This window comes from Pseudomonas sp. MF6747, assembly GCF_963890955.1.
GTDB lineage: Bacteria > Pseudomonadota > Gammaproteobacteria > Pseudomonadales > Pseudomonadaceae > Aquipseudomonas.
Map to the genome: position 1 here is coordinate 227,664 of NZ_CAWPSZ010000034.1, position 12,585 is coordinate 240,248.

15 protein-coding genes are annotated in these 12,585 nt (G+C 58.9%); 13 read left to right on the top strand and 2 right to left on the bottom strand.

Annotation, left to right across the window (positions count from 1 at the left end; genetic code table 11):
- The first annotated feature begins 96 nt into the window (after positions 1-96).
- From eno to ispD, 3 genes are all read left to right on the top strand, one after another.
- The gene (gene eno, locus AACW30_RS23220) at positions 97-1,386 is read left to right on the top strand and encodes a phosphopyruvate hydratase (protein ID WP_106577156.1); all 1,290 of its coding nucleotides are present in this window, start codon (positions 97-99) and stop codon (positions 1,384-1,386) included.
- 171 nt (positions 1,387-1,557) lie between these two features.
- Positions 1,558-1,836, top strand: a complete 279-nt coding sequence (gene ftsB, locus AACW30_RS23225) for a cell division protein FtsB (protein WP_017137157.1) — start codon at positions 1,558-1,560, stop codon at positions 1,834-1,836.
- A complete protein-coding gene (gene ispD / locus AACW30_RS23230) occupies positions 1,833-2,540 on the top strand; it encodes a 2-C-methyl-D-erythritol 4-phosphate cytidylyltransferase (protein ID WP_106577155.1) in 708 nt (235 codons plus the stop codon). Before ftsB ends, ispD begins: the two co-directional genes overlap by 4 nt.
- 111 nt (positions 2,541-2,651) lie before the next feature.
- On the opposite strand, the gene AACW30_RS23235 is transcribed toward ispD, so the two are convergent.
- Positions 2,652-3,548 (bottom strand): LysR substrate-binding domain-containing protein, encoded by an 897-nt coding sequence (locus AACW30_RS23235; RefSeq protein ID WP_200623536.1) that lies wholly within the window; start codon positions 3,546-3,548, stop codon positions 2,652-2,654.
- Positions 3,549-3,657: 109 nt separating this feature from the next.
- Here AACW30_RS23235 and AACW30_RS23240 point away from each other — a divergent pair, with 109 nt between their 5' ends.
- The 8 genes from AACW30_RS23240 (at position 3,658) to rpoS (ending at position 10,865) form a co-directional block, all read left to right on the top strand.
- A complete protein-coding gene (locus AACW30_RS23240) occupies positions 3,658-4,770 on the top strand; it encodes an S-(hydroxymethyl)glutathione dehydrogenase/class III alcohol dehydrogenase (RefSeq protein WP_106577153.1) in 1,113 nt (370 codons plus the stop codon).
- An 89-nt stretch (positions 4,771-4,859) separates the two neighbouring features.
- Entirely contained in the window at positions 4,860-5,705 is an 846-nt protein-coding gene (gene fghA / locus AACW30_RS23245; RefSeq protein WP_234452497.1) for an S-formylglutathione hydrolase, read from the top strand.
- Positions 5,706-5,759: 54 nt separating this feature from the next.
- Entirely contained in the window at positions 5,760-6,233 is a 474-nt protein-coding gene (ispF, locus tag AACW30_RS23250) for a 2-C-methyl-D-erythritol 2,4-cyclodiphosphate synthase (RefSeq protein ID WP_012722614.1), read from the top strand.
- Positions 6,230-7,288, top strand: coding sequence for a tRNA pseudouridine(13) synthase TruD (truD, locus tag AACW30_RS23255; protein ID WP_106577150.1), 1,059 nt, complete (start codon positions 6,230-6,232; stop codon positions 7,286-7,288). Before ispF ends, truD begins: the two co-directional genes overlap by 4 nt.
- A complete protein-coding gene (gene surE / locus AACW30_RS23260; RefSeq protein ID WP_119738771.1) occupies positions 7,276-8,025 on the top strand; it encodes a 5'/3'-nucleotidase SurE in 750 nt (249 codons plus the stop codon). Before truD ends, surE begins: the two co-directional genes overlap by 13 nt.
- 41 nt (positions 8,026-8,066) lie before the next feature.
- Positions 8,067-8,702 carry a protein-L-isoaspartate(D-aspartate) O-methyltransferase gene (locus AACW30_RS23265; RefSeq protein WP_169850588.1) on the top strand — a complete coding sequence of 212 codons (636 nt, stop codon included), beginning with the start codon at positions 8,067-8,069 and terminating at the stop codon, positions 8,700-8,702.
- A 209-nt stretch (positions 8,703-8,911) separates the two neighbouring features.
- The gene (locus tag AACW30_RS23270) at positions 8,912-9,748 is read left to right on the top strand and encodes a peptidoglycan DD-metalloendopeptidase family protein (protein WP_106577148.1); all 837 of its coding nucleotides are present in this window, start codon (positions 8,912-8,914) and stop codon (positions 9,746-9,748) included.
- A 106-nt stretch (positions 9,749-9,854) separates the two neighbouring features.
- Positions 9,855-10,865 (top strand): RNA polymerase sigma factor RpoS, encoded by a 1,011-nt coding sequence (gene rpoS / locus AACW30_RS23275; RefSeq protein WP_016974430.1) that lies wholly within the window; start codon positions 9,855-9,857, stop codon positions 10,863-10,865.
- A gap of 231 nt (positions 10,866-11,096) precedes the next feature.
- Here rpoS and AACW30_RS23280 read toward each other — a convergent pair whose 3' ends face one another.
- Positions 11,097-11,306, bottom strand: coding sequence for a cold-shock protein (locus tag AACW30_RS23280; protein ID WP_002554837.1), 210 nt, complete (start codon positions 11,304-11,306; stop codon positions 11,097-11,099).
- 389 nt (positions 11,307-11,695) lie between these two features.
- Between AACW30_RS23280 and dcd the strand changes: the two genes are divergently transcribed.
- Both dcd and AACW30_RS23290 read left to right on the top strand, forming a co-directional pair.
- A complete protein-coding gene (dcd, locus tag AACW30_RS23285; RefSeq protein WP_106577147.1) occupies positions 11,696-12,262 on the top strand; it encodes a dCTP deaminase in 567 nt (188 codons plus the stop codon).
- 107 nt (positions 12,263-12,369) lie between these two features.
- The gene (locus AACW30_RS23290) at positions 12,370-12,570 is read left to right on the top strand and encodes a hypothetical protein (RefSeq protein WP_106577146.1); all 201 of its coding nucleotides are present in this window, start codon (positions 12,370-12,372) and stop codon (positions 12,568-12,570) included.
- The last annotated feature ends 15 nt before the right edge of the window (positions 12,571-12,585 follow it).

Consider the following 12,585-nt stretch of genomic DNA (forward strand, 5'->3'; position numbering starts at 1 on the left):
TCGCCTGCAAGCCTGCCCCGTTGTTCCACCCTTGCGGTCGGTCAAAAGATTTCCTTCAGCTGCGTCGTTTTCGTCAACTTTGGAGTGTTTACAACAATGGCAAAAATCGTCGACATCAAAGGTCGTGAAGTTCTCGACTCCCGTGGCAACCCTACCGTCGAAGCCGACGTGCTCCTCGATAACGGCATCATCGGCAGCGCCTGCGCGCCGTCCGGTGCTTCCACAGGTTCCCGCGAAGCACTGGAACTGCGTGATGGCGACAAGAGCCGTTACCTGGGCAAGGGTGTACTCAAGGCTGTAGCCAACATCAACGGCCCGATCCGTGACCTGTTGCTGGGCAAGGACCCGCTGGACCAGAAAGCCCTGGACCACGCGATGATCAAGCTCGACGGCACCGAAAACAAAGGCAGCCTGGGCGCCAACGCCATCCTCGCCGTGTCCCTGGCCGCTGCCAAGGCTGCCGCACAGGACCAGGACTTGCCGCTGTACGCACACATCGCCAACCTGAACGGCACCCCGGGTGTTTACTCGATGCCGGTGCCGATGATGAACATCATCAACGGTGGCGAGCACGCTGATAACAACGTCGACATCCAGGAATTCATGGTGCAGCCGGTTGGCGCCAAGACCTTCTCCGAAGGCCTGCGCATGGGCACCGAGATTTTCCACCACCTCAAAGCTGTCCTGAAGGCCCGTGGCCTGAGCACTGCCGTGGGTGACGAAGGTGGTTTCGCGCCGAACCTGGCGTCCAACGAAGATGCACTGAAAGTGATCTCCGAAGCCGTGGCCAATGCGGGCTACAAACTGGGCACCGACGTGACCCTGGCCCTGGACTGCGCGGCCAGCGAGTTCTACGAGGACGGTAAATACAACCTGTCCGGCGAAGGCCACGTGTTCACCTCCGAAGGTTTTGCCGACTACCTCAAAGGCTTGACCGAACGCTACCCGATCATCTCCATCGAAGACGGCCTGGACGAGTCCGACTGGGCTGGCTGGAAAGTCCTCACCGACAAGATCGGCGAAAAAATCCAACTGGTCGGCGACGACCTGTTCGTGACCAACACCAAGATCCTGAAAGAAGGCATCGACAAGAAGATTGCCAACTCGATCCTGATCAAGTTCAACCAGATCGGCACCCTGACCGAAACCCTGGAAGCCATCCAGATGGCCAAGGCTGCGGGCTACACCGCCGTGATCTCCCACCGCTCCGGCGAAACCGAAGACTCGACCATTGCCGACCTGGCCGTGGGCACCTCGGCTGGGCAGATCAAGACCGGTTCCCTGTGCCGTTCCGACCGCGTTTCCAAGTACAACCAATTGCTGCGTATCGAAGAGCAATTGGCAGGTAAAGCCAAGTACAACGGTCGCAGCGAGTTTCGCGGCTGATTGTTAAATGGTAAAAGGTCTGCGGATTACGTCGGAAAAATCACGACAGCGTGAATTTCGACGCTAATCTCATGGCTAACAAGCACAAGCCTGGTTCATCCAGGCTTCGTGCTATCAGTTGCTTCAAAAGTTTTGCATGGCTGTCTTTTTTTACTGGATACCCGGATTTCGATGCGCAGTCCCAATTGGTTGTTCCTCGTCTTGCTCTTGTTGCTGGCTGGCCTGCAGTACCGCCTATGGGTGGGTAATGGCAGCTTTGCGCAGGTGAAAGAGTTGACCCAGCAAATTGCCGACCAGCACGCCGAGAACGAACGTCTGCTGGAGCGCAATCGTGTCCTCGATGCTGAAGTGCTTGAGCTGAAAAAAGGTACGGAGACCGTTGAAGAACGGGCTCGTCATGAGCTGGGCATGGTGAAAGAGGGCGAAACCCTCTATCAGCTGGCCCAATGAGTAGCGTTTTACCGGCCTTCTGGGCCGTGATTCCTGCCGCGGGCGTTGGTGCCCGTATGGCTGCGGACCGCCCCAAGCAATACTTGCAATTGGGCGGGCGCACAATTCTCGAACACAGCCTCGGCTGTTTTCTCGACCATCCAGGGCTCAAGGGGCTGGTAGTCAGTTTGGCTGTCGATGATCCTTATTGGCCGAACCTGCCTTGCGCCAATGACCCACGCATCGTGCGTGCGGACGGCGGTGACGAGCGCTCGGGTTCGGTACTCAATGCGTTGCTGCAACTCAATGCGCTGGGTGCCAGCGATGATGATTGGGTGCTGGTGCATGACGCCGCGCGGCCTAACCTCAGCCGTGATGACCTCGATAACCTATTGTTGGAACTGTCGGATGATCCTGTCGGCGGGCTGCTGGCCGTGCCCGCTCGCGACACGCTCAAGCGCGTCGACAAGCACGCACGTGTGGTTGAAACCGTCGACCGCAGCCTGATCTGGCAAGCCTACACGCCGCAGATGTTTCGCCTCGGTGCATTGCATCGAGCGTTGGCTGATAGCTTGGTGGCTGATGCCGTCATCACCGACGAAGCCTCGGCGATGGAATGGTCCGGCCAGGCGCCGCGCCTGATTGAAGGGCGTTCGGACAATATCAAGGTGACCCGGCCCGAAGACCTGGAGTGGTTGCGGCTGCGGTGGGCGAACCGCAGGTAGTCAGTTAAACCGCGTTGACTTCATCGCAGGCAAGCCAGCTCCCACGGTTGAAATGCGACTCCCAGTGGGAGCCGGGCTAGCCCGCGATGAGACCCAGGCAGGCGCCCCAAATTACTCGCTGTACTCCGGCCGCTCGGCCAACCCCTCCTTCAAGAAATCCACCAGCTTTCTGACCTTCGGCGATAAATGCCGCTGCTGTGGATACAACGCCCACACCGCCGTGTTCGGTGGCTGATGCGCCTCCAGTAACGACACCAGCGCGCCCGTATGCAGATGCTCCAGCACGTAATAGTCCGGCAACTGGCACAGCCCGACCCCTTGCAACGCCGCATCCAGCACCGCCTGCCCACTGTTGCAGCGCCAGTTTCCCTGCACCCGTTGGGAAAATTCGCGCCCATCCTGGGCCAGTTGCCAAATATCCGAGCTGCCGATCAGGCAGTTATGCCGACTTAATTCCGACAGACTGTGTGGCCGACCATACCGCGCCAGGTAGGAAGGTGATGCGCACAGGTACATGCGCCGCGGGGCCAGGCGACTGGCGACCATGCGCGAGTCTTGCAGGCGGCCCAGGCGGATCGCCAGGTCGAGGCCTTCATGCACCAGGTCCAGCTGGCGATTGCTCAACTCGGTATCCACGCGCAATTGCGGGTAGAGCCCCATGAATCGTGTGACCAGTGGCACAATAAAACGCTCGCCGTAAGCCACCGCGCAGGTCATGCGCAACATGCCCTTGGGTTCGCTGGCGAGGTCGCCGACGGCGCGCAATGCTTCTTCGCGACCGTCCTGCAAGCGTTGGCAGTGTTGCAGGAAGGTCTGGCCGGCTTCGGTCAGCGTGACCTTGCGCGTGCTGCGATAGAGCAACCGGGTTTGCAGCCGTTCTTCCAGGCGCGCCACCTGCCGGCTGATGTGCGATGACGACACGCCAAGTCGCTCGGCCGCCGCTGTGAATTGGCTGCACTCAGCCACCGCAACAAATTCGTCGATGCCTTCCCAGCGGTTTTCCAGCATGTTGATTATCCCTGTACAGCAATAAAGTTTTGCTTTCGCTCGGATTATTAATCACTGGGCCATGTTTTACACTCAGCGCTTCAGTTTTTAATTTCCTGGAGAAACCCGGATGATCAAGTCCCGCGCCGCTGTAGCCTTCGAAGCGAAGAAGCCCCTAGAGATCGTCGAAGTCGATGTCGCCATGCCCAAGGCCGGCGAGGTGCTGCTGCGGGTGGTCGCGTCCGGCGTGTGCCATACCGACGCGTACACCTTGTCGGGCGCCGACCCGGAAGGGATCTTTCCGTCGATCCTCGGCCATGAAGGTGGCGCGGTGGTTGAAGCAATCGGCGAGGGCGTGACTTCGGTGGCCGTCGGCGACCACGTGATCCCGCTGTACACGCCGGAATGCGGCAAGTGCAAATTCTGCCTGTCGGGCAAGACCAACCTGTGCCAGGCCATTCGGTCCACGCAGGGCAAAGGCCTGATGCCGGATGGCACCACACGTTTCTCCTACAAGGGCCAGCCGATTTTCCACTACATGGGTACCTCGACGTTCTCCGAGTACACCGTGCTGCCGGAAATTTCCGTGGCAAAAATCCCTAAAGAAGCGCCGTTGGAAAAGGTCTGCCTGCTCGGCTGCGGCGTTACCACCGGCATCGGCGCGGTGATCAACACTGCCAAGGTCAAGCCGGGCGATACCGTGGCTATCTTCGGCCTCGGCGGCATTGGCCTGTCGGCCATCATCGGCGCAGTGAAAGCCAAGGCCGGTCGCATCATTGCCATCGACATCAACCCGGCCAAGTTTGAAATCGCCAGGCAATTGGGCGCCACCGACTGCATCAACCCGAAAGACTACGACCGCCCCATCCAGGACGTGATCGTCGACTTGACCGACGGCGGCGTGGACTTTTCCTTCGAGTGCATCGGCAATGTGCAACTGATGCGCGCGGCCCTGGAGTGCTGCCACAAGGGTTGGGGCGAGTCGGTGATCATTGGTGTAGCCGGTGCAGGCCAGGAAATCGCCACCCGCCCATTCCAGCTGGTGACCGGGCGCGTCTGGCGCGGTTCGGCGTTTGGCGGCGTGCGTGGCCGTTCCGAATTGCCAAGCTACGTGGAAATGGCCCAATCCGGCGAAATCCCGCTGGACACCTTTATCACCCACACCATGGGCCTGGAAGACATCAACAAAGCGTTTGACCTGATGCATGAAGGCAAGAGCATTCGTACCGTCATTCACTTTTAAAGCAGCTGCAAGTTGCACGCTCTAGGCTGCAAAAAGGTGTATGTCTGCCTGCAGCCTGAAGTTTGCCGCTCGCCGCTGGGAGCATTCCCATGACCCTCGAAAACATCTCCTGCCAAAAGAGTTTTGGCGGCTGGCATAAACGCTACAAACACAGCTCCCACGTGCTCGGGTGCGACATGACCTTTGCCGTCTACCTGCCGCCACAGGCGGAGCAGGGCGGCAAACTGCCGGTGGTGTACTGGCTGTCCGGCTTGACCTGCACCGACGAAAACTTCATGCAAAAGGCTGGTGCTCAGCGTGTGGCCGCCGAGCTGGGGTTGATCATCGTTGCGCCGGACACCAGCCCGCGTGGGCCCGGTGTGCCGGGCGACCCTGACGACGCCTGGGATTTTGGCCTGGGGGCCGGCTTCTACCTGAATGCCACGCAGGAACCTTGGGCCAAGCACTATCGGATGCATGACTACGTGGTGCAGGAATTGCCTGCGTTGGTTGAAGCGCATTTCCCTGCATCGGCAAAGCGCGGCATCAGCGGCCACTCCATGGGCGGCCACGGTGCTTTGGTGTGTGCCTTGCGCAACCCTGGGCGCTACCAATCAGTGTCGGCATTTTCGCCGATCAATAACCCGATGGATTGCCCATGGGGCCAGAAGGCCTTCTCGCGTTATTTGGGTGATGAACGCTCTAAATGGCGTGAATGGGACGCCTGCGCGCTGATCAGCGAGGCCACGCAAAAGCTGCCATTGCTGGTGGATCAGGGCGACCGCGACGATTTCCTCGCCGTGCAACTCAAGCCCGAAGCCCTGCAGCAAGCGGCCAAGGCGGCCAACCATCCGCTCGAACTGCGCCTGCAACCCGGCTACGACCACAGCTACTTCTTTATCGCCAGCTTCATCGAAGATCATTTGCGACATCATGGGCGTGCTTTGCTCGGTTAATGTGAGGCAAAAGTAGGTAGAATCACGCCCTGAATTAAATCGGGGCGTTTTTTTATGCGTATTGGCCACGGCTACGATGTGCACCGTTTCGCTGAAGGCGATTTCATCACCTTGGGCGGCGTGCGCATTGCACACCACCATGGGTTGCTCGCTCATTCCGACGGCGACGTTGTATTGCACGCCTTGAGCGATGCCCTGCTCGGCGCAGCGGCGTTGGGCGATATCGGCAAGCACTTTCCAGACACCGACCCAACCTTCAAGGGTGCGGACAGCCGCGTCTTGCTGCGCCATGTGGTTGGCCTGATCCACGCCAAGGGCTGGAAGGTCGGGAATGTCGACAACACCATCGTCGCCCAGGCGCCGAAAATGGCCCCGCATATCGAATCGATGCGCGCACTGATTGCCGCGGATCTGCAAATTGAATTGGATCAAGTCAACGTGAAAGCCACCACCACCGAAAAACTCGGGTTTACCGGACGGGAAGAGGGCATCGCGGTGCACTCCGTTGCCTTGTTGCTGCGCGCATGAATGACTTGCAACTGTTGGGCCCGCGGGCCTACGGCGAGGCTTTGGGCAGCGCCGTATTAAAAGCGACGGCTGAAGATTTCCAGGTAGACGAAGTGCTGGATATTCCGCTGACCGGCGACGGCGAGCACCTGTGGCTGTGGGTCGAAAAACGCGGTTTGAATACTGAAGAAGCCGCGCGGCGCATTGCCAAGGCCGCCGGCGTGCCGCTGCGCACCGTCAGCTATGCCGGGCTCAAGGATCGCCAGGCGTTGACGCGCCAGTGGTTCAGCGTGCAACTGCCGGGCAAGGCCGACCCGGACATGAGCGGTGCGCAGAACGACACCCTTAAAATCCTCAAGATCGTCCGTCATAAACGCAAGCTGCAGCGGGGTGCGCATTCGGCCAACGGCTTTACCCTGCGCCTGACCCAATTGGCTGGCGACACCGCCGCCATCGACGCGCGTTTGCAGCAGATTGCCCAGCACGGCATCCCCAATTACTTCGGTGCCCAGCGCTTCGGCCACAACGGCGGCAACGTGGCGGACGCGCGTGAATGGGCGGCCCGCAAGGCCCTGCCGGAGCAGCGCAATGTGCGCTCGCGGCTGCTGTCTACCGCGCGTAGTTTTCTCTTCAATAAAGTCCTGGCAGCACGTGTGGCAGACGGGTCCTGGCAGCGCGCCCAGGTCGGCGATTTGTTGGCGTTTACTGACAGCCGCAGTTTTTTCCCGGCGGGGGAGGCTGAATGCAGCGACCCGCGCCTGGCGATTCTGGACCTGCACCCGACAGGGCCGCAGTGGGGCGAAGGCAATTCGCCGGCGTCGGGGGCGACCTTCGCGCTGGAACAGGCAATCGCCGACGGTGAAGCCGACCTGCGCGATTGGCTGGTCAATGCCGGCATGAGCCAGGAGCGTCGCATTCTGCGACTGCCCATTGGCGGGTTGACGTGGCATTATCCCTCGCTGGACATTCTGCAACTGGAATTCGTCCTGCCGGCCGGATGCTTCGCCACTGTCTTGGTGCGCGAGCTTGTTGATCTGGTGCCGGTGGGGCAGACGGACAGCCCATGCGTATTCTGATATCTAACGATGACGGTGCCACCGCACCCGGCCTTGCCGCGCTTTATGCTGCGCTGGAAGATTACGCCGAGTGTGTGGTGGTTGCCCCGGACCAGGACAAGAGCGGCGCCAGCAGTTCGCTGACGCTCGACCGTCCGCTGCACCCGCAGGTTCTGGCCAATGGCTTTATCAGCGTGAACGGTACCCCCACCGACTGCGTGCACCTGGCGATCAACAGCTTGTTGGAGCAGGAGCCGGACCTGGTGGTGTCGGGCATCAACCTGGGTGCCAACCTGGGCGATGACGTGCTGTATTCGGGTACGGTGGCGGCGGCGCTTGAAGGGCGTTTCCTGGGCCGCACCTCGTTCGCCTTTTCCTTTGCCTCGCGGCAGTTGGACAACCTGGCGACGGCGGCGTATTTCGCCCGCAAGCTGGTGGAGGCCCACGGATCACTGGACCTGCCGCCGCGCACAGTACTCAACGTCAACATCCCTAATTTGCCCCTCGACCATATTCGCGGCATCCAACTGACGCGCCTGGGCCATCGCGCCCGTGCGGCGGCGCCTCTGAAAGTGGTCGATCCGCGCGGCAAGGAAGGTTATTGGATTGCGGCAGCCGGCGACGCCGAGGACGGTGGCCCGGGCACAGACTTTCATGCGGTGATGCAAGGTTATGTATCGATTACCCCGTTGCAGCTTGATCGCACCTTCAGTGATGCCTTCAGTAGTCTCGATGGCTGGCTCGAGGGGCTGCGTTGATGGCGCGTGAACAAGACGACCTGCTGCGCCGTGGCATCGGGATGACCTCGCAGCGTACGCGCGAGCGTTTGATCCAGCGCCTGTACGAAGAAGGGCTGTCGAATGCCCAGGTGCTGGAAGTCATCCGGCGCACACCACGCCACCTGTTTGTCGACGAAGCCCTGGCGCATCGGGCCTATGAAGACACCGCGTTGCCCATCGGCCACAACCAGACCATTTCGCAGCCTTATATGGTCGCGCGCATGAGTGAGCTGTTGCTGGCGGCGGGGCCGTTGGACAAAGTGCTGGAGATCGGCACCGGTTCGGGTTACCAGACCGCCGTGCTGTCGCAATTGGTGGAGCGGGTGTTCTCGGTGGAGCGCATCAAGGTCCTGCAGGACCGCGCCAAGGAGCGCCTGGTGGAACTCAACCTGCGTAACGTGGTGTTTCGCTGGGGCGATGGCTGGGAAGGCTGGCCGGCGCTGGCGCCGTATAACGGCATCATCGTTACCGCCGTTGCAACCGATGTACCGCAGGCCTTGCTGGATCAACTGGCACCTGGCGGGCGATTGGTTATCCCGGTGGGTTCCGGCGAAGTGCAACAATTGATGCTCATTATCCGGGAAGACGAAGGCTTTTCCCGGCATGTACTGGGCGCCGTGCGCTTTGTACCCTTGCTCAATGGCCCGCTGGCCTGATCATTTATTCGCAAACAGTGAATTCTGTGGGTGGGGATGTGTCTTACAGCGGGGCTCATAGAGTCAACATGACGGGAAACCGGGTTTAAACATGATGAATTTTTCGTTTCAGTCGTGTGCCGGTAAAAATCCAATGCCCAGTTATACTTGCGTCATATTTCAAGCCTGATACAGGCGTTCATGTTCAGCCACCACAAAGGGAGCGGCGGGTGAGTCTCACAGGTCCTGCGCAGCGTATGAGTAAAACAAGCTTTCAGCGACTGGTGCTTGGCCTTGTCTTGAGTTCCTTATTGGCGGCCTGTTCGAGCACGCCATCCAGCGGTGCGCGGGTGGTTGACCGCAATAATGCAGTGCCGCAAAAACCGACGGTCACCACCGGTCAGTATGTAGTGCGAAAGGGGGACACGATGTTCTCGATCGCCTTCCGTTACGGTTGGGATTACAAGGCGCTCGCAGCTCGTAACAATATTCCTGTGCCATACACGATACATCCAGGTCAGACCATTCGTTTCGATGGACGCACCGGTTCAACGCCTACGACAGTTGTGACAAATTCCGGATCTTCGCCGTCGTCTTCGAGCAAAACCACGATCATCACCCGGCCTGCAGGCACCGCCGCGCCTACGGTTGCGAGCAAACCAGCGCCTGCGCCTCTGCCGCCTGCAGGGCCTGCTCCGACCGGTTGGGGATGGCCTTCAAACGGGGTGTTGATTGGAAAATTCTCTTCAAACGGTAGTTTGAATAAAGGCATTGATATCGCCGGGGATTTGGGACAGCCTGTTTTAGCTGCGTCTGATGGGACAGTGGTGTACGCCGGGAGTGGTTTGCGGGGCTACGGCGAACTGGTCATCATCAAACACAGCGATACCTACGTCAGTGCTTACGGTCACAACCGCAGGCTGTTGGTTCGGGAGGGGCAGCAAGTCAAAGTCGGACAGACAATTGCCGAAATGGGGTCAACTGGTACAGACCGGGTGAAACTGCACTTTGAGATTCGCCGCCAAGGGAAACCTGTAGATCCGCTGCAATTCCTACCCCGTCGTTGATGTGTTGCACAGCCTGTTCCCTCACGTAGAAGGAACAGGCTCCAGCGTTGCCAAGGATAGAGGCGTCGCTTGAGCTTGAGGTCGAACTCACCAAAGGACTATAACAATGGCTCTCAGTAAAGAAGCGCCGGAGTTTGACATCGACGATGAGGTTCTCCTTGAAATGGAGATACTCACCGAAAAGGAATCGATGTCGAATGATGAAGGGTCTGCTACACCTTCAGTTCGCACCAAATCCAAGAACTCCACCGCGTTAAAGCAACACAAGTACATTGACTACACGCGGGCGCTCGACGCAACGCAGCTGTACCTCAATGAAATCGGCTTTTCCCCTCTGCTCACTCCCGAAGAAGAAGTCCATTTTGCGCGCTTGTCGCAAAAAGGCGATCCGGCTGGGCGCAAACGCATGATTGAAAGTAACTTGCGCCTGGTGGTGAAAATCGCCCGACGCTACGTCAATCGTGGGCTGTCGCTGCTGGACCTGATCGAGGAGGGCAACCTGGGCTTGATCCGGGCGGTGGAGAAGTTCGACCCTGAGCGGGGCTTCCGCTTTTCGACCTATGCCACCTGGTGGATTCGTCAGACCATCGAACGGGCGATCATGAATCAAACCCGTACGATCCGGTTGCCGATCCATGTGGTCAAGGAGCTCAACGTCTACCTGCGGGCGGCGCGTGAGCTGACACAAAAACTCGATCATGAACCTTCGCCTGAAGAAATCGCCAACCTGCTGGAAAAGCCGGTAGGCGAGGTTAAGCGCATGCTCGGCCTGAACGAGCGCGTGTCTTCGGTCGATGTCTCGCTGGGTCCGGATTCGGATAAAACCCTGCTGGACACCCTGACGGATGATCGTCCGACGGATCCTTGCGAACTGTTGCAGGACGATGATCTTTCCCAAAGCATTGACCAGTGGTTGTCTGAGCTCACGGACAAGCAGCGTGAAGTGGTGATTCGCCGCTTCGGCCTGCGCGGCCATGAGAGCAGTACCCTGGAGGACGTAGGCCTGGAGATCGGTTTGACCCGTGAGCGGGTGCGGCAGATCCAGGTAGAGGGCCTCAAGCGCTTGCGTGAGATCCTTGAGAAGAATGGCTTGTCGAGTGAGTCGTTGTTCCAGTAACAACGCTGTATGAACTGTGGGAGCAGGCTTGTGTGGGAGCCGGCTTGCCAGCGATAGCATCGTCTCGGTGTAACTGATACACCGAGGCGTTAGCATCGCAGGCAAGCCAGCTCCCACATAAGTAGGCTCCCACATTTTTTTGTCCGGGATTCCGGTGGCGTTGCGCCAAATCCCAGGCATAAAAAAACCCCGCTTTTGAGGGCGGGGTTTTTTCGACTAAGTCAGTACAAGTTAGATAACTTGAACTTCTTCAGCTTGCATGCCTTTCTGACCGCGGGTAGCGATGAAAGAAACCTGTTGGCCTTCTTTCAGGCTTTTGAAGCCGTCGGATTGGATAGCTTTGAAGTGAACGAACAGGTCGTCACCGGATTGTGGAGTGATGAAGCCGAAGCCTTTTTCATCGTTGAACCACTTAACGGTACCAGTTTGGCGATTAGACATGGTGTATCTCCTTGGACAAAGTTAACTGCGACTCAGGAAAAGCCCTGGCCGAGACTGAGTGCAAAGAGCAGGAAAAATTCTTGGAGATGGTTGGATCGAAATTCAACATATCGTGTAGAGATTCTCAGTGACACAAGCAGCACAGTGGCGCCACCTTAACCCTTTTTCCGGAACGTGCCAATGGTATTTCCGAAGGTTTCTCTATTTTCGTGACTGGCGGTGGTATTTACAGTCACAAGGGACCGCACTATAAGCCCCGGCCCCGTTGGCTGCGGCTTGCAGCAGCCGGTGCATTCATCAAGAAAAGCCCCGCGCCCTTTGAACCCCGAAGCCGGCCCCGGTAAGATGCCCAACAGAATTTTTCCACCTCGCTATTCAGGACACCCGCCATGAGCATCAAATCGGACAAGTGGATTCGCCGCATGGCGCAAGAGCACGGCATGATCGAACCGTTCGTTGAACGCCAGATCCGTGGCGCAGGCGACGCTCCGGTGATTTCGTACGGTGTTTCCAGCTATGGCTACGACGTGCGTTGCGCCGACGAATTCAAGGTGTTCACCAATATCAACTCGGCGATCGTCGACCCGAAGAATTTCGACGAAAAGAGCTTCGTCGACGTCAAGAGCGACGTGTGCATCATCCCGCCCAATTCCTTCGCCCTGGCGCGCACCGTGGAGTTTTTCCGCATCCCGCGTGACGTGCTGACCATTTGCTTGGGCAAAAGCACCTACGCGCGCTGCGGCATCATCGTCAACGTGACGCCGCTTGAGCCCGAGTGGGAAGGTCACGTGACCCTGGAGTTCTCCAACACCACCACGTTGCCGGCGAAGATCTACGCCAATGAAGGCGTGGCACAGATGCTGTTCCTGCAGTCCGACGAGGCCTGTGAAGTGTCCTACAAGGACCGCGCCGGCAAGTATCAGGGCCAGCGTGGCGTCACACTCCCACGCGCTTGATCGAAAGGTCTTACACGTTAAGGGAATTAGTCTGCGGGAAGTGACTCTATTGGGTGTACTGCCTCGGTGCGTGCAAAACGCGCCGAGCCACGCTTGAGGAGTACTTTATGAAGATCGACCCGCGAATCAGCGCCGAACTCGCCCGGCTTGAACCCAACCAGATTGGTGTTCTGGCCTGGTCCCTGATGGCCGACCCTGCGTATGCAGGCGGCATCCCTGGTCAACCTGATCAAGATTGGCCGCAACCGCCCACCGAGCCTGGTGAACCGACGCTGCCGGATGAGCCGCCACCCGCGCCTGTCGCCTGATCGTTCAGGGCAATA